Source organism: Kribbella sp. NPDC003557, from assembly GCF_040610805.1.
Taxonomy (GTDB): domain Bacteria; phylum Actinomycetota; class Actinomycetes; order Propionibacteriales; family Kribbellaceae; genus Kribbella.
On sequence record NZ_JBEXMY010000007.1, the window covers coordinates 325,779 to 345,648 of the forward strand.

Sequence of the window (19,870 nt, forward strand, 5' to 3'; positions counted from 1 at the left end):
TATCCACAGGTAGGGGTTGACCTGGCGCTCCGGGCTCTCTACCTTCGTCCAGGAAAACGTGTTCCGGATTTTCCTAACTCAGGAGTCACGGTTGATGAGCTCTTCCCCGGAAACTGTCACCACTTCCCGCAGCCCGGCGGCCACGACGCAGGGCCGCCGGCACCCTCTCGGACTCGGCCAGGTCGCGATCACCGGCGGCTTCTGGGCGCCGCGGCAGGCCCGCAACGGCGCGGACGCGATCCCCAGCGGCCAGGACCAGCTCGAGAAGGCCGGCAACCTGCACAACCTCCGCCTCGCGGCCGGCATCGGCGAGGGCGAGGCGATCGGCCCGGTCTTCGCCGACTCCGACGTCTACAAGTGGCTCGAGGCCGCCGCGTGGGAGTACGGGCGCAACCCCGACGACGCCCTGCTGCGGCGCATCCGCGAGCTGACCGCGGTCGTCGCGGCCGCGCAGCGCGACGACGGATACCTCGACTCGGTCGTCCAGCTCCGGTACGGCGACGAGGGCCGGTACCAGCAGCTCGTCTGGAGCCACGAGCACTACTGCGCCGGCCACCTGATCCAGGCTGCCGTCGCGCAGGTCCGCTGCACCGGCGACCGGGCTCTGCTCGACGTCGCGACCAAGCTGGCCGACCACCTCGTCGCGACATTCGGCGACGACAAGACCGTGGACGTCGACGGCCACCCGGTCATCGAGATGGCCCTGGTCGAGCTGTACCGGGAGACCGGTACGGCGGCGTACCTGGACCTGGCCAAGTGGTTCGTCGAGGCCCGCGGGCACGGGATCATCGAGCGGCACGGGCACTCGCCGGCGTACTTCTCCGACCGGGTCCCGGTTCGCGAGGCGACCACCGTCGAGGGCCACTCGGTCCGTGCGGTCTACCTCGCCGCCGGTGCGGCCGACGTCGCGCTGGAGACCGGCGACGCCGAGCTGCTCGACGCACTGAAGCGGCAGTTCGACCACATGTGGTCCACCAAGACGTACGTCACCGGTGGGCTCGGCGCGCGCTGGGAGGGTGAGGCGTTCGGCGACGAGTACGAGCTGCCGCCGGACCGTGCGTACGCGGAAACGTGTGCGGCGATCGGCGGAATCCAATGGGCCTGGCGGATGCTGCTCGCGACCGGCGAGGCGGCGTACGGCGACGCGATCGAGCGGATGCTGTACAACGGTTTCCTTGCCGGGGTGTCGCTCGGCGGGTCGGAGTACTTCTACGTCAACCCGCTGCAGCTGCGCGGCGCGGCGTACCCGGACACCGGCCGGAGCCCGGCGCACGGCCGGCGCGGCTGGTTCGACTGCGCGTGTTGCCCGCCGAACATCATGCGCACGCTGTCGAGCCTCGACGGCTACCTCGCGACGACCACCGACGACGCGGTCCAGATCCACCAGTACGCCGCGGGCACGATCAAGGCCGGCGACGTCGAACTGACCGTCGAGACGAACTACCCGTGGGACGGCGCGGTCCGCATCACCAGTGCGGCGCCGGCCGTGGTCGAGCTCCGCATTCCCGCGTGGGCGCAGGGCGCCACCGTGAACGGCGAACCGGCCGAGCCCGGCACCTACGTGCGGGTCGAGGCGGCTGACATCGACCTCCAACTGCCGCTGCGGTCGAGGGTTGTCGGGGCAGATCCCCGCATCGACGCGGTGCGTGGCTGTGTCGCGCTCGAACGTGGCCCGCTGGTGTACGCCGTCGAGCAAGTGGACAACCAGGCGAACGTCGACGACCTCCACCTGGTCCCCGAGGCACCTGTTGCCGAGAGCACGGATCTTCTCGACGGAGTGACCGTGCTGAGAGCCCAGGGACGAGTAGGGACCGGTCATCGGCCCGGCTGGTCGTTCGAGCCCGGCGTGCAGGACTCGACGGGTGAGGCGGTCGAGGTGACGGCGATTCCGTACTACGCGTGGGCGAACCGGGAGATCGGTGCCATGCGCGTCTGGCTGCCCAGGGCCTGACGTGTTCACCCGGCGGAAGTTCCTCGGCGTGTCGGCCGCTGCGGCGGCCGGCATGACGGGGGCCGGTCTGACGGCGAGCTGCAGCTCGGTCCTGCCCGAAGCCGACGTCCAGGCGGCGGGTTTCGGGCAGGACGCCACCGGCACCGTGCAGGTGTGGTGCCGGGCGGCGACGCAGAGCGGCCTGACCGACCTGGTGAAGAAGTTCAACGCGTCGCAGGACCGGCTCACGGTCGAGCTGACCCCGGTCCTGGACGCCCAGTACGTGACCAAGCTGGCGACCGCGATCCGCGGCCGGAGTGTGCCGGACCTGGTCGACATCGACGACATCAACTCGATGCTGTTCATCTACCGCGACGCGTTCACCGACCTCACCGAACCGCTCGCCGCGCTGGATTTCCGGGACCAGCTCAGCCCCGGCCATCTGCGGCTGGCGACCAAGGACGACCGGGTGTACGGCGTCCCGTACCTGGCCGACAACTCGATGTTCTGGTTCAACACCGAGCTCTGCGACCGGGCCGGCGTCGACCCGGACGAGGCCGTCAAGTCGTTCGGAAACCTGCTCGATGCGGCCAGGAAATTCCGGAAACTCGGCGACGACATCTACGCCTGGAGTTTCCCGGCGAACAGCCCGGGAGCGCTCGGGTTCGTCGTCCAGCCGATGGTCTGGGCGGCGGACACGGACCTGATCCAGGGAAAGATCCCCGACCAGGCCGGACACATCGCCGGAAATTCCGTGGTCGAGCAGATGCTCGAGCTGCACCGGCAGCTGTGGGTCGACGGACTGGTGCCGAGGGCCAACTTCTCCGACGACGCGTCCCGGTGGGGCAGCGATTTCCGGGCCGGCAAGATCGGGATCTTCCCGTCGAACTACAGCGTGGTGGTGTCGGCTGCCGACAAGGCGTTCCACGAGAAGGTCACCCCGCGGCTGCTGTCCGGCCCCGACGGAGGCGCCGCGTTCTTCGACGGCGGCGACAACATGTGCATTCCGCGCGGCGCCCGGAACGCGTCCGGCGCGTGGGAGTTCGTCCGGTTCGCGCTGGACCTGCCGCAGCAGATCGACCTGCCGGCCGGTGGGTACACGCCGGTGCGATCGGATGCACGGACCCCCGAGTTCGCCGGCAAGTACCCCTTGGCGACGCTGCCGCTGGAACGGATCCAGGAGGGCTACGCGCCGACCACCCTGTCCTACAACCTCCTCTACAACCAGCCGGACGGGCCGTGGCTGCAGATGTTCCGCCGCGCCGTGTTCGACGGCGAGCTGGAGGCCGCCATGAAGGAAGCACAGCAGAACTACGACCGCATCCTGCGCCAGGGGCAGGCATGAGCGAGCGCAGCGAGTTCATCATCAGACACCGCGTACCTTGTGCCTCGTCGGCGCCCGGAGCGAAGCGAGGACGCCGATGAGTAGCGCCGTCAGGGGCGCCCGCCGGCTCGACTCCGGCTCCCGCCGAGCGGCCTCGGCCGGCCGCCGGGTCGGGCAGGGCTCGCTCACACATCCGTCCCGGACCGGCCTGTTCCTGGTGACTCCCGCAGTCCTGTTCGTCGGGGTCTTCGTCCTGGTCCCGCTCGCGTTCGCCCTGGTGATCTCGCTGACCAACTGGCCGCTGATCGGCACGGTGAAGTTCAGTGGGCTGAAGAACTACACGGCGATCGTCTCCGACGCCGCGTTCGCCAAGTCGGTCCTGTACACCCTGCTCTACACGGTCATCGTGACCGGGCCGATCCTGGTGCTCGGCTACGCGCTCGCGGTCCTGGTCCGCCGGAAGCGCCGCGGCTCGACGGTGCTGCGGACCGTCTTCTTCCTGCCCTTCGTCGTCGGGCTGTCGACGCTCAGCTTCGTGACCGTCCTCGAGGCGCAGCCGGACAGCGGCGTGATCAACATCGTGCTCCGCGAGCTCGGGATCACCGACGGGACGACGGCCTGGCTGGTGGACGGGCCTCTCGCGACCGGACTGATCTGTGTGCTGGTGATCTGGGCGGTCAGCGGGCTGACGATGATGCTGCTGATGGCCGGTATGCAGGCGATCCCGCGGGAGTACTACGAGTCCGCCGAGCTGGACGGCGCGGGCTGGTGGAAGCAGGAGCGGGAGATCACCATCCCGATCCTGCGCCGGACGATCGCGATGGCGGTGATCATCTCGGTGATCGGCTCGCTGCTCGCGTTCTCGCAGTTCTACATCCTCACCCGCGGCGGTCCGGGGACCGACACCACGACGGTCGTGCAGTACATCTACAACCGGGCCTTCGTGCAGCTGCAGCTCGGTGCCGCGACGGCGTTGTCGATCGTGCTGGTCGTCGTGGTCGGCCTGGTCACCGCGGCCCAGTTCCGCCTGCTCCGGGAGAAGGACTGACGATGCGACTCAAGAACACGTTTTACGTGATCGGCGGCGGCGGTGCCTTCCTGGTCTTCGCCGTACCGTTGCTGTGGGCCCTCTTCCGGTCGGTGCAGCCGAACGACGTGATCGTCGCGGCGCCGGACGGGAAAACGTTCTTCGACCTGACCTGGGACAACTTCCGGACACTGATCGAGGGGCCCGGAAACCTGGTCCGGGCCGTCGGGAACAGCCTCGTCGTCGCCCTCAGTACCGCCGTCCTGACGGCGCTGCTCGCGACCCTCGCCGGCTACGGGTTCGCACGGTTCCGGTTCCGCAGCGGTCCGGTGCTGTTCGCGCTCGTCGTGGTGTCGATGATGATCCCGTTCCAGGCGATCCTGACACCGCTGTACCTGGAGATGAACGTCCTGCGGCTGACCGACAGCTTGCTCGGGCTGGTGCTGTTCTACACCACGGTCAACCTGCCGTTCGGGGTGTTCGTGATGCGCAACTCGTTCGCGTCGGTGCCGGTCGAGCTCGAGGACTCGGCCCACGTGGACGGGTGCGGAACGCTCCGCATGCTCGGTTCCGTACTGCGTCCGCTCATCACCCCGGGCGCCGCGACGGTCGCGCTGTACGCGTTCCTCGCGGCCTGGACGGAATTCCTCGGCGCGCTGACGTTCCTCACCAAGGACGAGCTCTACACGCTGCCCGTCGCGCTGGTGAACGTCCAGGCCGGGGCGTACGGCGAGATCAACTTCGGGTCGCTGGTGGCCGGATCGGTGATCGCGATGATTCCGTGTGTCGTGCTGTATGTCGGACTGCAGCGGTTCTACGTGAGCGGCCTCGCCTCCGGAGCCGTGAAGGGCTAGAGGCTGGGGCGGATCTCGTGGTCGGCGTGGGCGGCGGCGTGCGCCTCGCCGACCTGGCGGCACAGGTCCATCAGGTCGGCCTCGTTCCGCACCTGCTGCTTGGCCTTCGGGCCGAGGTCGGTGATGTGGTCGCGGGCCCGCAGCAGCCGCTGGAACACGCGTTCCCGCTCCGCCGGGTCGTCGGTGTACTCCGGGTCGAGGTACGCCGTCGCGTCCCGGCGGATGTGGGCCATCGCGGTCTGCGTCCGCCCGCGCGTGCTGAACAGGGACGCGAGGATCGTGACCACCAGGACGGCCATGATCACCACCAGTGAGAGACCGGTGCTGATCTCCACCACCTCGACGTGGTCACCGCCGTTCACGAACGGCAGGTTGTTCTCGTGCAGCGCGTGCAGGATCAGCTTGGCGCCGATGAACGCCAGGATCGCGGCGAGCCCGAAGGACAGGTAGATCAGCCGGTCCAGCAGACCGTCGAGCAGGAAGAAGAGCTGCCGCAGGCCGAGCAGGCTGAACGCGGTCGCGGTGAACACGACGAACACGTTCTGGGTCAGGCCGAAGATCGCCGGGATCGAGTCCAGCGCGAACATCAGGTCGGTGGCGCCGATCGCGACCATCACCAGCAGCATCGGCGTCAGCATCCGGCGGCCGCCGACCACGGTCGTCAGCCGGTCCCCGTCGTACTCCTCCGAGGTGCGGAACAGCCGGCGGCTGAGCCGGACCACCACGTTCTGCGCCTGGTGGGATTCCTCGGTTTCCGGCTTGAGCATGCTGCCGGCCGTCAGCAGCAGGACGATCCCGAACACGTAGAACACCCAGGAAAACGTGTGCAGCAACGCCGAACCGACGAAGATGAACCCGGCCCGGGCGATCAGGCTGACCACGATCCCGACCAGCAGCACCTTCTGCTGGTTCTCCCGGGGCACCCGGAAGCCGGTCATGATGATCAGGAACACGAACAGGTTGTCGACCGACAACGCTTTCTCGGTGATGTACCCGGCGAAGTACTCCGAGCCCATGGCGACACCGCCGAGAACCAGCGTGCCGAGGCCGAACAGCACCGCGATCCCGACGTACAGCGCGGACCAGATCGCGGCCTCGCGGATCGTCGGGACGTGCGCGGACCGCACGTGGAAGAAATAGTCGAACAGCAGCAGGCCGACGATCGCGAGCAGGGTCAGCACCCAGACCACCGGGGACACGGTCATGGGCCAACCCAACCATGCCGGACCGCCGAGTCCGGCCTGCTTCCAGGAAATTGCCTAAAAGGCATCTTTGCTCTTCAGGCAACTTTTGGTACGGTCGACGTATGGCCGACGGGTTGCGGGAGCGGAAGAAGCAGGAGACGCGGATCGCGTTGAGCTGGGCCGCGGTCCGGCTCGCCGTCGAGCGCGGCTACGGCAACGTCCGGATCGAGGACATCGCCGCGGAGGCAGGGGTGTCGCTGCGGACGTTCCGCAACTACTTCGACAGCAAGGCGGACGCGATCGCCGCGCGCGAGGTCGACCGCAGCCTGCGGATCGCCGAGGAGCTCCGGGCGCGGCCGGCCGACGAGCCGCTGTGGGTGGCGGTCCGGGCGGCGATCGAGAAGCACTTCGCGCTCGGCGAGGAAGGCCATGGCGGGCAGCGGCCGCCGGACGAGCAGTGGCTCGCCGGGATCCGGCTGATGATGAGTGAACCGGCCCTGCAGGGCGCCGTCGCCCGCGCGTACGCCCGGGCCGGTGACGAGCTGGCGGCCGCGATCGCCGACCGGACCGGGACGTCGGGGATGTACCCGCGGCTGGTCGCCGAGGTGATCGCCGCGACCCGCGGGGTCGTGACGGCGGAGTGGCTGCGCGCCGATCCGCCGCGGTCGATCGCCGAGCTGTTGTCGTCGGCGCTCGACCAGATCGAGGCCGGCCTGCCCGTCCCCGAATAACCGATCGAACCATTCGACCCCGGTGTGTCGCCGGGGCGGTCAGTCATGCCTGTGTGGAGGGATGTCATGGATGCCGAAGTCGTCATTGCCGGGGCCGGCCCGAACGGCCTGATGCTCGCGAGCGAGCTCCGCCTGGCCGGGGTCCGGCCGATCGTGCTGGAGAAACTCCCGGAACGCAGTACCGTGCCGCGGGCCAACGGCCTGGTCGGCCAGGTGGTCCGGATGCTCGACCGCCGCGGACTCTACGAGCGGTTGAGCGGTACGCCGGGGCCGCCGCGGCCGGCGCCCGGATTCGTGTTCGGGGCGATGCCGTTGCCGCTCGACCGGTTGGAGGAGAACCCGGTCTACCTGCTGCAGGTGCCGCAGGTACGGATCGAGGAGGTGCTGCAGGAGCGTGCGCTCGAGCTCGGCGTCGAGATCCGGCGCGGCCACGAGCTGACCGGCTTCGTGCAGGACGCGGACGGCGTCACGGTCTCGCTGTCCGGTCCGGACGGTGAGTACCAGCTGCGGGCCGGTTACCTGGTCGGCGCCGACGGCGGTCACAGCCCGACGCGGAAACTCGCCGGAATCGACTTTCCCGGCGTCACCAACGACTCGATGGTGTCCCGCACGGGGAGTGCCGCGGTCCCGCCGGAGTACGTCGAGGACGGGCTGCTGAAGATCCCGGGGTACGGCGTGGTGCCGCCGTTCCTGCACCAGCGGACGGAACGCGGCCTGTTCGTCTGGGCGCCGTTCCCGAATCGGCTGCCGGCGATCAGCACCGGCGAGTGGGACGCCCCGCCGGACCGGGAGATGACGTTCGGCGAGCTGCAGGAAAGCGCCGACCGGGTGCTCGGCGTGCATCTGCCATTGGCCGAACCAACAGGCGAGGGAGTGCGGCAGCTGCGCCGGGTGGTCGGCGGCAACAGCCGGCTGGCGTCGAGTTTCCGTTCCGGACGGGTGCTGCTGGTCGGTGACGCCGCGCATGTGCATTCCGCGATCGGTGGACCGGGGCTGAATCTCGGGCTCCAGGACGCGGTCAACCTCGGCTGGAAACTGGCGGCCGAGGTGCAGGGCTGGGCGCCGCCTGGGCTGCTCGACACCTACGAGTCCGAGCGCCGGCCGGTGGGGGAGCGGGTCGTGATGCAGACGCAGGCGCAGTCCGCGCTGATCGCGCCGGGTGCGGACGTGACGGCGTTGCGGAAACTGTTCGGCGAGTTCCTGACCGATCCGCGGAACGCGCAGCGCATCGCGGACCTGATCTCCGGCGCCGACATCGAGTACTCCGCGGGATCGCATCCGCTGGCCGGTCGCTGGGCGCCGGACCTGATGGTCGGGTCGGTGCGGTTGGCCGAACTGATGCGGTCCGCGCGCCCGCTCCTCGTCGACCTCACGCCCGACGGTGCGTTCGCCGGCCTCGTGGCGGATCCCGTCGAGGTGGTCACCGGCCGGAGCGAGACGCCGCTCGCCCTGTTGATCAGGCCGGACGGCTATGTCGCCTGGGCCGCCGAGCAGGACGGCGCCGCGGAACGGGAGGAACTGCGTGACGCCATCGCGCAGTGGTTTCAGCCGCGCCCCTTGACCAGTGCGACCAGATAGCGGCACATCGACGTACCCGGGTTGTGGAAGGTCGTCGGCGACGGCGGGCCGAGCTGCAGGCAGTCACCGGTGTGCAGTTCGTGCACCTGCGACCCCTCGTGAAAACGCAGCAGTCCGTCGAGGATCCACAACTGCTGGTACTTGAAGATGTAGGCGTCGGCCGGATACGAAACCGACGCGCCCGGCGGCAGTTCGACCTCCACGAGTTCGAGCGGTCCCTCGGTCACCGGAGATACCGCGCGGCGGCGATATCCGGTGACCGGGTCGGTCCAGACCGGCTGGTCGTCCGCTTTCCGCAGCAGGTCGCCCGTGTTCTCCGCACGGGCGATCAGCTCGGACAACGTGATGCCGAGCGCTCCCGAGAGCTTGCCCAGCAGTACGGCGGTGGGCTGTGCCTCGCCCCGCTCGATCTTCCCGATCATCGCGCGGGACACGCCCGACCGCTCGGCCAGCGCGTTCACCGACAGGTCCTGGGCGACCCGCGCCTGGTGCACGGTCGCGGCCAGGGAGCGAGACAGTTCATCCATCACGCTTGCCACTATAGCGGCAGTTATGGCTACTATCGTGCCATGGTTCAGGTCAGAGACGCCTCGGCCGCCGACGCCGAGGCCTGCGCGGCCATCTACGCGCCGTATGTCAGAGGCACCGCGATCACGTTCGAGCTCGAGCCGCCGACGGCCGGGGAGATGGCCGAGCGGATCACCAAGGCGCAGTCCACTCATGCGTGGCTCGTCCTCGAGGACGAGGGTGCGGTGGTCGGCTACGCGTACGGCGGCCCGATGAAGCCGCGTCCGGCGTACCGCTGGTCCTGCGAGGTCAGTGTGTACGTGGCGCCCAGCCATCACCGCACCGGCGCCGGCCGGACGCTCTACAACGCCCTGTTCGACCGGCTTTCCGAACGCGGTTTCCGTACCGCCGTCGCCGGTGTGACCCAGCCGAACCCCGCCAGCGACGCCCTGCACAAGTCGCTCGGCTTCGAGGCCATCGGGATCTACCGGAACATCGGCTGGAAACTCGATTCCTGGCACGACGTCGCCTGGTCCCAGCGCCCGCTCGCCAAGCTCCCGGATCCCCCGACCGAACCCCGCTAGCCGGCCCGGACCGTGTCGGGGGTGGTGCCGGTCCAGGACTTGAACGCCCGGTAGAACGAGTTGGTGTCGTCGTACCCGAGCAGGAACGCGATTTCCGTGGTCCGCAGGTCGCCGTTCGCCAGGTAGTGCCGCGCGAGGTCTTCCCGGGTTCTGGTCAGGATCGCCTGGAACGACGTGCCCTCGTGGCTGAGCTGCCGCTGGAGAGTACGCGCGCTGGTCGCGAGTTGGTGTGTGACCGCCCCGATCGACGGGTCGCCGGCGGGCAGCGTCTCGAGGAGTGCGGCGCGGACCCGGTCGGCGACCGTCGCGGAGGCCTGCAGGTCGGAGAGCCGGCGGCGGAGCTCAGGGGCGAAGACTCGCCACATCTGGTCGTTCTCGGTCAGGAAGGGACGCGCCGCATCGGCGGCGGTGAAGGTGATCGACGACCGGCTGCCCTTGCGGACCCGCGCGCCCAGGTAGCTCTCGATCGCCGACGGGTCGGCCGGCGGGTCAGGCACGGTGACGCGGGCGGGCCGGATCTGCTCGCGGGTGGCGATGCGCGCCAGAGCGACCCAGAAGATCAGCTCGGTGGCCGCCAGCAGGCTCGGTGGCTTCGGTCCGGGCGGCCAGATGCAGGTGATCGTCAGCGCGGCGCCGGCGTCGACGTCGATCCGCAGCGGGCCGATCAGCGGCTTGTGGACAGCGAGCCGCTGCGCCGCCGCGGTGAGGTTCGGGCTGCAGAGCGCGCCGAACATCGGTGGCGAGAAGAACTCGACAGAGATCGCCTTCCCGATGTCGACCGCGAGATCGCGATCCGCGCCACCCTCGGCACCGAGCGCGTCCCAGAACCGGTAGTACTCCGGAACCGAGAGCTCGATGGGCCGGCGGGTGAACAGATCAGCCGGCAGCCCGGCGCGCCGCAGGGCCCGCGCCGGTGAGATACCGAGGTCCCGGACGAAAGCCTGGACGCTCGGTTCCAGGTCGAACCGTTCACCTGCCATACCGCGAGCCTAGCCGCCGACACGACGCGACGACCTGCACAGGCCGCCAACGCACTTGCAGATCACGCCGACTGGTGATGGCGCGAAGTGCAAGCCCATCGGCGTCTTGTGCTAGTGGAGTCGTGCGCCGGCGTTCCTACCGTGGGCCATGTCCACAGCAGAACCGCAGCAAAGGAAACTACCTTGAGTACGCCGACAGCCCTCGTCACCGGCGCCTCGTCCGGCATCGGTGAAGCCACCGCGCTGGAACTGGCCCAGGCCGGCTACACCGTCTACGCCGCGGCCCGCCGCGTCGAGCGGATGGCTCACCTCACCAGCTCCGGCATCCGCCCGATCCCGATGGACGTCACCGACGACGCGTCGATGCAGGCCGGCGTCGAGAAGATCCTCGCCGAGACGGGCCGCCTCGACGTCCTGGTCAACAACGCCGGCTACGGCTCGTACGGCGCGCTCGAGGACGTCCCGCTCGACGAGGCCCGCTACCAGTTCGAGGTCAACGTCTTCGGCGCGGCGCGGCTCATCCAGCTCGTGCTCCCGCAGCTGCGCGCCCAGCGGTCCGGGACGATCGTCAACATCACGTCGATGGGCGGCCGGATCCACACCCCGCTCGGCGCCTGGTACCACGCGACCAAGTTCGCGCTCGAGGCGATCAGCGACTGCCTCCGGCTCGAGCTCAAGCCCTTCGGGATCGACGTCGTCGTCATCGAGCCCGGCGGGATCAGGACCGAATGGGCCGGCATCGCGGCCGGCAAGCTCCGGGCCGTCTCCTCCACCGGTCCGTACGCCGCACAGGGCAACGCGGTCGCCGACTCGCTCTCGTCCGAGTCCAATCAGCGGCGGTCGTCCGCGCCGGAGCTGATCGCCCGGACGATCGCCAAGGCGGTGCGGGCGCCCAAGCCGAGAACGCGGTACGCCGTCGGCTTCGGAGCCAAGCCGCTGATCTTCCTCCGCGAGGTGCTGCCCGACCGTACCTTCGACGCGGTCGTGCGCCGAGCGATCGGGGTTCCGTCCAGCTGACGTCACGTCTCCGGCGTGGTCATCGGCGGGCAGGTGCCGCCCGGCGTGGTCGCCAGCTCGAAGTGCCAGATCTCGTTGGACAGCGTCTGGCAGAGGCCGTAGCGGCTGCCGTGCCGGTTGAGCCAGTCGTCCGCGTCGGTGGGGCCGATGTCGACGGCGTGCCCGGTGACGTGGTGGGACTCGTCGGGATCGGCGACGTACTCCTTGGCCTTCTTCTTGCTGCCGTACTTCCGGATCGCCTTCTCCATCAGCTCTTCCTGGTACTTCTTGCTGCGCCACCCCGTCGTGACCTGCATCGTGATGCCGTCCTTCTTCATCGCGGTCTCGGCCCGCTGGACAGCCTCGCGCAGCGCGGGATCGAGCTTGGCGACGCCGGGCAGGTCGGTGTCGTAGGCCGACGTGTGGTCCGGCAGGACGCCGTCCGAGGCCCCGGGCGGTCCGCCCTGTGCCTTGCCTGATCCGGACGATCGGCCGGACCGAGAGGCCGTGCTCGACGGCGACGTCTCGTCGGCTCCGGAAACCGTTGTACAGGCGGTCAGCACGAGACCGATGACGATGGCAACGATCGCCGGCCGGCCGGGTACGGTCGGCCGGCGCTCGCGGCGCAGGTGATTGATCAGCATGCCGACCAGTTCATCGGAGGCGATGTTGCAGCAGCGTCTGCGGATTCCTTTACGTTTTCGATACGCCGGGCCTGGTTCAATGGACGGTATGCGGGTGCTGGTCGTCGAGGACGAGGTCTATCTCGCCGAGGCGATCCAGGCCGGGCTGCGGCTGGAGGCGATCGCGGCCGACCTGGCCTTGGACGGGCGTTCCGCGCTGGACGCGGTGGCGGTGAACGCGTACGACGTCGTGGTCCTCGACCGTGACCTGCCCGGTGTCAGCGGTGACGAGGTCTGCCGCCAGATCGTTGCGCAGGGCATCGGCTGCCGGGTGCTGATGCTGACCGCGGCCGGCGACCTGGACGACAAGGTGGCCGGGTTCGAGCTCGGCGCCGACGACTACCTGACCAAGCCGTTCGAGCTGCGCGAGCTCGTCGTCCGGCTCCGGGCCCTGGTCCGCCGCCCGGCCGCGGCCACGCCGACCGTGATCGAGTACGCCGGTGTCCGCCTGGATCCGTACCGCCGTGAGGTGTATCGCTTCGACCGGTACGTGAAGCTGACCCGCAAGCAGTTCGCCGTACTCGAGCTGCTGATGGCGGCCCGGGGCGGCGTGATCAGCGCGGAGACGCTGCTGGAGAAGGCCTGGGACGAGCACGCCGACCCGTTCAGCAACGTGGTCCGGATCACGATCTCGGCGTTGCGGAAACAGCTCGGAAACCCCTGGGTGATCCACACCGTGCCCGGCGTCGGCTACCGGGTCGGTGAATCGTGAGCGAGGGCCTGATGACGCGGCGGCCGCGGCTGACGGTCCGGTTGCGGCTGACGTTGAGCTACACGGGTCTGCTGGTCGTTTCCGGTGCCGCGGTTTCCGGCATCATCTGGCTGGTTTTCCGGATCGTTCCGAACTACCCGCTGACCGCCGCGAACCCGCGGGACCTGCGGTCCGGCCAGCCGCCGTCGCGCGCGGAGATCCTCGACCTGGTGGTGAAACTGTCCGCGTGGACGCTGGGATTCCTGGCGATCGTCGGACTGGTCGGCGGCTGGATCCTCGCCGGGCGGATGCTGAAACCGCTGCAGGAGATCACGGCCGCGGCGCGGCGCGCGGCGACCGGGTCGCTGGACCACCGGATCGGGCTGACCGGGATCCGGGACGAGTTCACCGACCTGTCGGACACGTTCGACGAGATGCTGGACCGGCTGCAGCTGTCCTTCGAGCAGTACCGGCGGTTCGCGGCCAACGCCTCGCACGAGCTGCGGACGCCGCACGCGGTGATGAAGACGATGCTCGACGTCGCGCAGGCCGATCCGGGGCATCAGGACGTACCGCAGCTGGTGCAGCGACTGGCGGAGACGAACCAGCGGGGGATCGACATCGTCGAGACACTGCTGAGTCTGACCGCGCTGGACAACCGCGAGGTCGAGGTCGATCCAGTCGACCTCTCGGCGGTGGTGCGGTCGGCCTGGCCGGCGCTGTCCGCCGAGGCGACGGAGGCGGGTGCGACGCTGTCCTCCGAGCTGTCGGAATCAGTTGTCGAGGGCAACGACGTACTGCTGCACCAGCTGGTCACGAACCTGGCGCAGAACGCGATCCGGCACGGCGGCGGAACGGTTTCCGTCCGCGTTTCCGGCGGCGGCCGGCTCGTGGTCCGGAACGACGGCGGGATCCTGGACCCGGCCCGGGTGCGGACGTTCGTGGAACCGTTCGCCAAGGACCGCTACGGCACCGGGCACGGGCTCGGGCTGGCGCTGGTGAACCGGATCGTCGAGGTCCATCACGGGCGGCTCGAGCTGGCCGCGAATCCGGACGGCGGCCTGACCGCGACAGTCGTACTGCCGGAGCTCGAAAGCTGACCCGGCAAGCAGTTGGCCCGGTCGCCGGGTGAGGATGGTGCGGTGAGTGACGACCGCCGATCAGCCGGCCATCAGGTGACCGTACGCCGTGCCGTCGAGGAGGACGACGCGGCGCTGCTCGCGATCGAGCGGAGCGCGTGGGACGCGTCGTCGGGCTTCCCGTCGTACCAGGACACCCTGCAGGACACGTTCTTCAGCCGGAGCGGGCCGGAAGCGCACCTGGTCGCGGAACACGACGGAAACGTGGTCGGCTACCTGCGCCTGCAGGACAAGTACCAGTTCCCCGAGGGCGCGGGCGTGCTGTCGATCAACGGCCTCGCGGTCGCCCACCAGGCCCGCCGCCTGGGCGTCGCCTCAGCACTCCTCGACGCCGCCGCCACCGAGGGCCACCTCCGCGGCGCCCGCAAGATCAGCCTCCACGTCCACAGCACCAACACAGCCGCCCGCCGCCTGTACGAACGCCACGGCTACGTCGTCGAAGGCACCCACCCCGACGAGTTCCTCATCGAGGGCGACTACATAGCCGCCCTCGACATGGCGAAGACGCTCTAACGACTGATCACCGGCGAGTAGTCGTCCCAGATGCTGGTGGTGGCGGGGACGTACACGCGGTACCGGCGGGTGCGGTTCGGATAGTAGTTGTACGTCACCTGTCCGACGCTGTTGGTGGTGACGTACGCCAAGCCCTTCCAAATTGTCGAGCCGATCTCTTGGTACTGGATCAGCACCTTCTTACCGGCCCAGCGCTCGTACCGGTCGTGGAGGGGCCGCCAGTACGAGACTGTGGTGAGCAGCGCCGTACGGCTGCCCTGGCGGCCACCGGTGAGAGCTGCCACCGACGCGCACCGGGACGCCGTGTACCCGGTGGCGAGATCGGCGACCTTGACGCCGTTGATGTCTGTCGCGCCACCGGCGGGCTGCCAGGTGATCGTCCCGATCACCGGCGACGCACCGGAGAAGCCGAACTGGGCGACGCGATTGCCGTTCGTGAACTCGAGCCGTCCCTGCGGCTTCCCCGTGACGGCGGGCGTACTCTTCCACACCGCCGTGTAGACGTTCGCAGGACAGTTGGCACCCAGCCGCGCGTAGAACAGGTTGTACGACCCGCTGACGCTGATGCGTGCGGGGGCTGCGAGAGTGCAGGCCGCCGTCGTTCGCTGAGTGGCAGCTTGGGCGGGCTGGGTGGCCGTCAGGCCGGCCGTCAGGAGTGCGACGGCCGGCACGAGTTTCCAGAGCTTCAAGAGTTCCCCCTCTTCGAAGTGGTCGGGGGAACGCTAGCTGGTTACGGGTTGACGCCGTGGTCGCGGAGCCAGGGCTCCGGGTTGATCGGGGAGCCGCCGCCGGGGAGGACCTCGAAGTGGACGTGGGGGCCGGTGGTGTTGCCGGTCATGCCGATGCGGCCGACCATCGTGCCGGCCTTGACCGAGTCGCCGACGGAGACGTCGAACTCGGACATGTGGCTGTACGACGTGACGGTGCCGTCGGCGTGCCGGACCTTCACCTGGCGGCCGTAGGCGCCTTCGAAGTCGGCCTGGATGACCTCACCGGCCATCACCGAGCGGACCGGCGTACCCATCGGGGCCGCGAAGTCGAGACCGGTGTGGTTGTGCGCCCAGCGGCCGCCGGCCTGGTCGAAGCGGGCGGTCAGGTGGTAGCCGGTGGTCGGCAGCACGACCTTCGGCGCGGCCTTGGCGGCGGCCGCCTTGAGAGCCGCGGCCTTCGCGACGGCTTCGGCACGAGCCTCGGCCAGGGCCTTCGCCTGAGCGGCGGCCTTGCGGGCGGCAGCTGCCTTGGCGGCGGCCAGGGCGAGCGCCCGGCGCTGCGTGAGCGTCGCGTTCGCGGCGAGCTTCGCGGCCCGCTGCTTCGCGGCGGCGTCGGCGGCCGCCTTCCGGCTCGACGCGAGCGACAGGTCGATCCGGGACGCGTCCCGGGATCCGAGGTCGCGCCGGTCGACGCGGGCGGCGGTCAGGGCGTCGGCCTGGGCGGGGCTCAGACCGGTGCTTCCGGACGCATTGGCCGGACCGCTCGCGGACGAGCTGAGTCCGACGGTGGTCGTACCGGCCGCGGCCGCCAAGGCGGCGGTCAGGCCGATCAGCTGGGTACGGCGGACGCTGCGACGGGAGGAGCGGTGCTTTGCCACCGGGCGCGAGGCAGCCGGGAGGCCTGACGCCTGCCGATCTGCATGCGGCGCGTCTTGGTGAGTGGGCACGGAAAACCTTCCAGGGGAGGGGAAACCGCCGGTGAGGGGAACCGACGGCCTCAACGACCATAACGAGAAGGTCACGGACGCCCAAACACGGATTACGAAAAGATCAAACGAAATCGAACACGGTCAGTGAGGGCACCTTGCCGCCCGGTGCATGCTCAGGCGTGAACCGGCCGGGGAACAAAGTCGTCGCCGCTGTGACGCGGATCACGCCCCCGGTGGCGTCGGGCGGCCCCTCCGGACCGGTATAAGCCGTCCATATATTGAGAGCTTTGTCGACTGACTTACTAATCTTTCAAGCGCGTCCCATACTGAGATGACACGACCGACGAGAGGGGACGGGGATGACGCGCAAGCCGCCGTACTACCGCCTCCACATCGACCTTCTCCGGGTCTCCAGCGCGCTCTGTCTGCGCTGAGCCGAGTTACCTCGCGTCCTGTTGAGACGTCCGGTCCGGACGTCTGTCGCCTGCTGCCCTCCGGCGCCGGAGGGCCCGCGAAGCCTGCCCACCGCCAGGAAGTGTCATCGTGTCCACCACTTCAGTCACGTCCGCGTCCGGTACCACCGGTCCGCCGGCCACCGCAGTAACCGCGGGCGAGCAGAAGGTGCGGTGACAGCCAGGTGAAGTTCTGTACCTACACGCTGATCGACAACTCGCCGGATCCGATCAGCGGCGTCCAGCTCACGCCGTCCGAGCGGTTCCGGCACGTCGTCCAGCAGGCGCAGTGGGCCGAGGAGCTCGGGTTCGACGCGTACGGCGTGGGGGAGCGGCACGCGCAGCGGAGGACTACGCGACGCTCGATCAGCTGTCGGGCGGGCGGCTGGACATCATCATCGGGAAGGGGAACGACCCGGACCAGAACGCGCTGTTCGGGTACGAGCCGGACGGGCAGTGGGACCGCAACCGGGAGAAGTACGAGCTGCTCCGGCGAGTGCTGCGCGAGACCGGGGTGTCCTGGTCCGGGCGCTACCGGCCGGCGCTGACGAAAGCGACCACGCAGCCGCGGCCGTACCGGTCGGACGGCGCGAGCGCTGGGAGGCGTACGGGCGGGACCCGGCGGCGGCTGTGGTGGGCGCCGGGTTCAACGGGCTGTACGTGAAGAAGACCTCGCAAGAAGCGGTGGAGGGGTACCGGCCGGTCTTCGACGCGTTCATGGACTCGCCGGGCGCCCGGCACAACCAGTTGCCGTTCCTCGACGGCGGATCGGTGCTGGTCGGATCGCCGGAGCAGGTGATCGACAAGTTCGGCCGGTACCAGGAAGCGTTCGGGCACGAGCTTTCCGGGATTTCCGTGGCGGTCCCGGGACTCCCGGCGGCAGAGAACCGGGAGTCCGTCGAGACCTTTGTCACGGACGTGATGCCGTCGCTCCGGGCGGCGTACCCCAGCCGCGTCTGGGCCTAGCCGTACGTCGGCGCCTGCGGCCAGCCCGCCGGGGAGTCCTCCCAGTCCTGTTGGCGGCCGTACGCCGCGAGGTCGGAAACGGTGCTGCTGAACAGCAGGTGGTCGACGCCGCGCTGACCGGTCGTGTAGGTGCGGAAAACGTTGTCGCCGTCGCGCAGGAACAGGTTCAGCAGGAAGCCGCCGCCGGCGCCGCAGTCGGCGGAAAACGTCGTACCCGCCGAGGACGCGAACGGGATATGCAGCCAGCCCTTCTCCTTCCAGTACCCGGCCATCTGCTCGATCGGCATGTCGGAAACCGTCGCCCAGGCGATGTCGTTGCGTGCCAGCCCGTCGAGGTTGGCGACGTTCTGGGTGAAGTACGTGCAGCCGCCGCAGAACGCGTCCGGCCCCGCGTTCATGAACTGGTACAGCGCGAGCTGACGATGCTCGCCGAACAGTTCCCGCAGCGTGACCGGGCCCTCGGTCGACGTGAACGTGTACTCGGCGAACCGCACCATCGGCAGCCGCCGCCGCTGCGCCGCGATCCGGTCGAGGGTGCGCGTCGCCTCCTTCTCGGCGACCAGCAGCTCCGCACGAGCCGCGGCCCACTCGTCGGCGGAAACGACCGGCGGCATCGCTGTCTCGGACATTCGTGCTCCTCTCGTAGGTTCTGCCAGTACGACGAAGCTGTCCGCCTGTCCTCGACACACCCGTGTCTGCCGGCCGCAGACGAGTCTGGGCCGGGGTGCCGCGACCCGATAGGACTGTGGTCATGAGGATCGCGATCCTGGGTGGTACCCAGTTCATCGGCCGGGCCGTCGTCGAGCGGCTGGCGGCGGAGGGGCACACGCTGCTGGTCGTGCACCGCGGCGACCACGAGCCGGCTGATCTCGTGCCGGTCGAGCACGCCCACGTCGACCGGCACGACGGGGCAGCGCTGGCCGCGGCGCTCAAGCCGTTCGATCCCGAGGCGCTCGTCGACGTCTCCGGGATGAACGCGGCGGCCGCCGACGCGGCCCTCGGAGCGGTCGGACCGGCGGTGAAGCTCGTCGCCGTCTCCAGCTGCGACGTCTACCGCGCGTACGACGCCCTGCACTCGGACCGGGCGACGGACGCGCTGCCGCTGACCGAGGAGTCACCGCTGCGGGAGCGCCGGTTCGTCGACGGCCCGCAGTACGAGAACCTCGAGATGGAGGAGCGGTATCTCCCGCGCGGCGCGACCGTGCTGCGCCTCGGCGCGGTGTACGGCGAGCACGACTACCAGCGGCGCTTCGAGTTCGTCCTGCGCCGGGTCCGGGCCGGGCGGCGGCGGATCCCGGTCGGCTCCGGGCAGTTCCTGTTCAGCCGGGTGTACGTCGGTGACGTCGCGGCCGCGGTGTCGCTGGCGCTCGCCGGAGACGTCCCCGGCGCCTTCAACGTGGCGGAGCCGTCGACGGCGCCGTACCGGCTGTTCGCGGAACACATTCTCGCGGCGGCGGGCGCCGCGGACACGGAACTGGTCCGCGTACGGGACGACCTGCTGCCGGCGGACCTGGTGCTCACCGGGGCGATCACCCAGCACCTGCTGACGGACTCCTCGAAGGCGCGCACGGTCCTCGGGTGGACTCCGGCCGATCCGGCCGGGACGCTCCGCGCGTCGGTCCGGTGGCATCTCGCGCACCCGCCCGCGGATCCGTCGGACGACTTCTCCGCGGACGACGCCGTACTGGACTGAAACCGGACCGGAAAATGGTCAAGAGCACTACCGCGGAGCCGGTATGCTTTCCGGGACGGACTGAGGGGCCTGCAAGGCGCTCCTGGCTCGATTTCACATCGAGGCGGGGGACCGTGTAATCTCTCTCCTCGGCCCGCCCCTTTAGCTCAGTCGGCAGAGCGTCTCCATGGTAAGGAGAAGGTCTACGGTTCGATTCCGTAAAGGGGCTCTGAGAACGACATCTCACCCGGTCCGCCGGGTGAGATGACGGACTCTCGCGGCGGGGTAGCTCAGGTGGTTAGAGCACACGGCTCATAATCGTGGTGTCGCGGGTTCGACTCCCGCCCCCGCTACCCACCAACGGCAGTACATCGAGAGTGCGATCACCTCAGTTGCGCACTCCTGACAGAAGAGGCAGCA

The 19,870-nt window shown here is 69.4% G+C and carries 22 protein-coding genes and 2 tRNA genes; 17 read left to right on the plus strand and 7 right to left on the minus strand.

Annotation, left to right across the window (positions count from 1 at the left end; all coding sequences use genetic code 11):
• The first annotated feature begins 94 nt into the window (after positions 1-94).
• From ABZW60_RS29835 to ABZW60_RS29850, 4 genes are all read left to right on the plus strand, one after another.
• Complete coding sequence (locus ABZW60_RS29835; protein ID WP_355482407.1) at positions 95-1,951, plus strand: beta-L-arabinofuranosidase domain-containing protein; 1,857 nt, start codon at positions 95-97, stop codon at positions 1,949-1,951.
• 1 nt (position 1,952) lies between these two features.
• The gene (locus ABZW60_RS29840) at positions 1,953-3,275 is read left to right on the plus strand and encodes an extracellular solute-binding protein (RefSeq protein ID WP_355482409.1); all 1,323 of its coding nucleotides are present in this window, start codon (positions 1,953-1,955) and stop codon (positions 3,273-3,275) included.
• Positions 3,276-3,351: 76 nt separating this feature from the next.
• On the plus strand, positions 3,352-4,302 hold the full coding sequence (locus tag ABZW60_RS29845) for a sugar ABC transporter permease (protein WP_355482411.1): 951 nt from the start codon (positions 3,352-3,354) through the stop codon (positions 4,300-4,302).
• 2 nt (positions 4,303-4,304) lie between these two features.
• Entirely contained in the window at positions 4,305-5,135 is an 831-nt protein-coding gene (locus ABZW60_RS29850) for a carbohydrate ABC transporter permease (RefSeq protein ID WP_355482413.1), read from the plus strand.
• Here ABZW60_RS29850 and ABZW60_RS29855 read toward each other — a convergent pair.
• On the minus strand, positions 5,132-6,340 hold the full coding sequence (locus ABZW60_RS29855; RefSeq protein ID WP_355482415.1) for a TerC family protein: 1,209 nt from the start codon (positions 6,338-6,340) through the stop codon (positions 5,132-5,134). The two genes, ABZW60_RS29850 and ABZW60_RS29855, sit on opposite strands and share 4 nt — an antisense overlap.
• Positions 6,341-6,441: 101 nt before the next feature.
• Here ABZW60_RS29855 and ABZW60_RS29860 point away from each other — a divergent pair, with 101 nt between their 5' ends.
• A complete protein-coding gene (locus tag ABZW60_RS29860) occupies positions 6,442-7,050 on the plus strand; it encodes a TetR family transcriptional regulator (protein WP_355482417.1) in 609 nt (202 codons plus the stop codon).
• Positions 7,051-7,116: 66 nt separating this feature from the next.
• Positions 7,117-8,628, plus strand: coding sequence for an FAD-dependent monooxygenase (locus ABZW60_RS29865; protein ID WP_355482419.1), 1,512 nt, complete (start codon positions 7,117-7,119; stop codon positions 8,626-8,628).
• Here the strand turns inward: ABZW60_RS29865 and ABZW60_RS29870 are convergent.
• Positions 8,595-9,155, minus strand: coding sequence for a helix-turn-helix domain-containing protein (locus ABZW60_RS29870; protein WP_355482421.1), 561 nt, complete (start codon positions 9,153-9,155; stop codon positions 8,595-8,597). The genes ABZW60_RS29865 and ABZW60_RS29870 overlap by 34 nt on opposite strands.
• Before the next feature lie 42 nt (positions 9,156-9,197).
• Here ABZW60_RS29870 and ABZW60_RS29875 point away from each other — a divergent pair, with 42 nt between their 5' ends.
• Positions 9,198-9,719, plus strand: coding sequence for an N-acetyltransferase family protein (locus ABZW60_RS29875; RefSeq protein WP_355482423.1), 522 nt, complete (start codon positions 9,198-9,200; stop codon positions 9,717-9,719).
• On the opposite strand, the gene ABZW60_RS29880 is transcribed toward ABZW60_RS29875, so the two are convergent.
• On the minus strand, positions 9,716-10,699 hold the full coding sequence (locus tag ABZW60_RS29880; RefSeq protein WP_355482425.1) for an AraC family transcriptional regulator ligand-binding domain-containing protein: 984 nt from the start codon (positions 10,697-10,699) through the stop codon (positions 9,716-9,718). The genes ABZW60_RS29875 and ABZW60_RS29880 overlap by 4 nt on opposite strands.
• Before the next feature lie 183 nt (positions 10,700-10,882).
• Here ABZW60_RS29880 and ABZW60_RS29885 point away from each other — a divergent pair, with 183 nt between their 5' ends.
• Positions 10,883-11,716 carry an oxidoreductase gene (locus ABZW60_RS29885; RefSeq protein WP_355482426.1) on the plus strand — a complete coding sequence of 278 codons (834 nt, stop codon included), beginning with the start codon at positions 10,883-10,885 and terminating at the stop codon, positions 11,714-11,716.
• 2 nt (positions 11,717-11,718) lie between these two features.
• On the opposite strand, the gene ABZW60_RS29890 is transcribed toward ABZW60_RS29885, so the two are convergent.
• Positions 11,719-12,339 carry a M15 family metallopeptidase gene (locus tag ABZW60_RS29890; protein WP_355482428.1) on the minus strand — a complete coding sequence of 207 codons (621 nt, stop codon included), beginning with the start codon at positions 12,337-12,339 and terminating at the stop codon, positions 11,719-11,721.
• Positions 12,340-12,427: 88 nt separating this feature from the next.
• Here ABZW60_RS29890 and ABZW60_RS29895 point away from each other — a divergent pair, with 88 nt between their 5' ends.
• Genes ABZW60_RS29895 through ABZW60_RS29905 form a run of 3 tightly spaced genes read left to right on the plus strand, consistent with a single transcriptional unit; the run spans position 12,428 to position 14,721 of the window.
• Positions 12,428-13,090 carry a response regulator transcription factor gene (locus tag ABZW60_RS29895; RefSeq protein WP_355482429.1) on the plus strand — a complete coding sequence of 221 codons (663 nt, stop codon included), beginning with the start codon at positions 12,428-12,430 and terminating at the stop codon, positions 13,088-13,090.
• Between the two features lie 11 nt (positions 13,091-13,101).
• Entirely contained in the window at positions 13,102-14,169 is a 1,068-nt protein-coding gene (locus tag ABZW60_RS29900; RefSeq protein ID WP_355482431.1) for a HAMP domain-containing sensor histidine kinase, read from the plus strand.
• A 42-nt stretch (positions 14,170-14,211) separates the two neighbouring features.
• Positions 14,212-14,721, plus strand: coding sequence for a GNAT family N-acetyltransferase (locus ABZW60_RS29905; RefSeq protein WP_355482433.1), 510 nt, complete (start codon positions 14,212-14,214; stop codon positions 14,719-14,721).
• On the opposite strand, the gene ABZW60_RS29910 is transcribed toward ABZW60_RS29905, so the two are convergent.
• Together ABZW60_RS29910 and ABZW60_RS29915 are read right to left on the minus strand one after the other, a co-directional pair.
• A complete protein-coding gene (locus tag ABZW60_RS29910; RefSeq protein WP_355482435.1) occupies positions 14,718-15,410 on the minus strand; it encodes a hypothetical protein in 693 nt (230 codons plus the stop codon). The two genes, ABZW60_RS29905 and ABZW60_RS29910, sit on opposite strands and share 4 nt — an antisense overlap.
• Positions 15,411-15,451: 41 nt before the next feature.
• Positions 15,452-16,309 (minus strand): M23 family metallopeptidase, encoded by an 858-nt coding sequence (locus ABZW60_RS29915; RefSeq protein ID WP_355482437.1) that lies wholly within the window; start codon positions 16,307-16,309, stop codon positions 15,452-15,454.
• Between the two features lie 410 nt (positions 16,310-16,719).
• Between ABZW60_RS29915 and ABZW60_RS29920 the strand changes: the two genes are divergently transcribed.
• From ABZW60_RS29920 to ABZW60_RS29930, 3 genes are all read left to right on the plus strand, one after another.
• Positions 16,720-16,794 (plus strand): putative leader peptide, encoded by a 75-nt coding sequence (locus ABZW60_RS29920; RefSeq protein ID WP_355483003.1) that lies wholly within the window; start codon positions 16,720-16,722, stop codon positions 16,792-16,794.
• Positions 16,795-17,101: 307 nt separating this feature from the next.
• Entirely contained in the window at positions 17,102-17,476 is a 375-nt protein-coding gene (locus ABZW60_RS29925) for an LLM class flavin-dependent oxidoreductase (protein ID WP_355482439.1), read from the plus strand.
• Entirely contained in the window at positions 17,473-17,778 is a 306-nt protein-coding gene (locus ABZW60_RS29930) for a hypothetical protein (RefSeq protein ID WP_355482441.1), read from the plus strand. The genes ABZW60_RS29925 and ABZW60_RS29930 overlap by 4 nt, the downstream gene beginning before the upstream one ends.
• Here the strand turns inward: ABZW60_RS29930 and ABZW60_RS29935 are convergent.
• Complete coding sequence (locus tag ABZW60_RS29935) at positions 17,775-18,407, minus strand: DUF899 family protein (RefSeq protein WP_355482443.1); 633 nt, start codon at positions 18,405-18,407, stop codon at positions 17,775-17,777. The genes ABZW60_RS29930 and ABZW60_RS29935 overlap by 4 nt on opposite strands.
• A gap of 122 nt (positions 18,408-18,529) precedes the next feature.
• Here ABZW60_RS29935 and ABZW60_RS29940 point away from each other — a divergent pair, with 122 nt between their 5' ends.
• From ABZW60_RS29940 to ABZW60_RS29950, 3 genes are all read left to right on the plus strand, one after another.
• A complete protein-coding gene (locus tag ABZW60_RS29940) occupies positions 18,530-19,471 on the plus strand; it encodes an NAD-dependent epimerase/dehydratase family protein (RefSeq protein WP_355482445.1) in 942 nt (313 codons plus the stop codon).
• A gap of 135 nt (positions 19,472-19,606) precedes the next feature.
• A tRNA-Thr gene (locus ABZW60_RS29945) sits at positions 19,607-19,679 on the plus strand.
• A gap of 50 nt (positions 19,680-19,729) precedes the next feature.
• Positions 19,730-19,803, plus strand: a tRNA-Met gene (locus tag ABZW60_RS29950).
• Positions 19,804-19,870 lie beyond the last annotated feature (67 nt).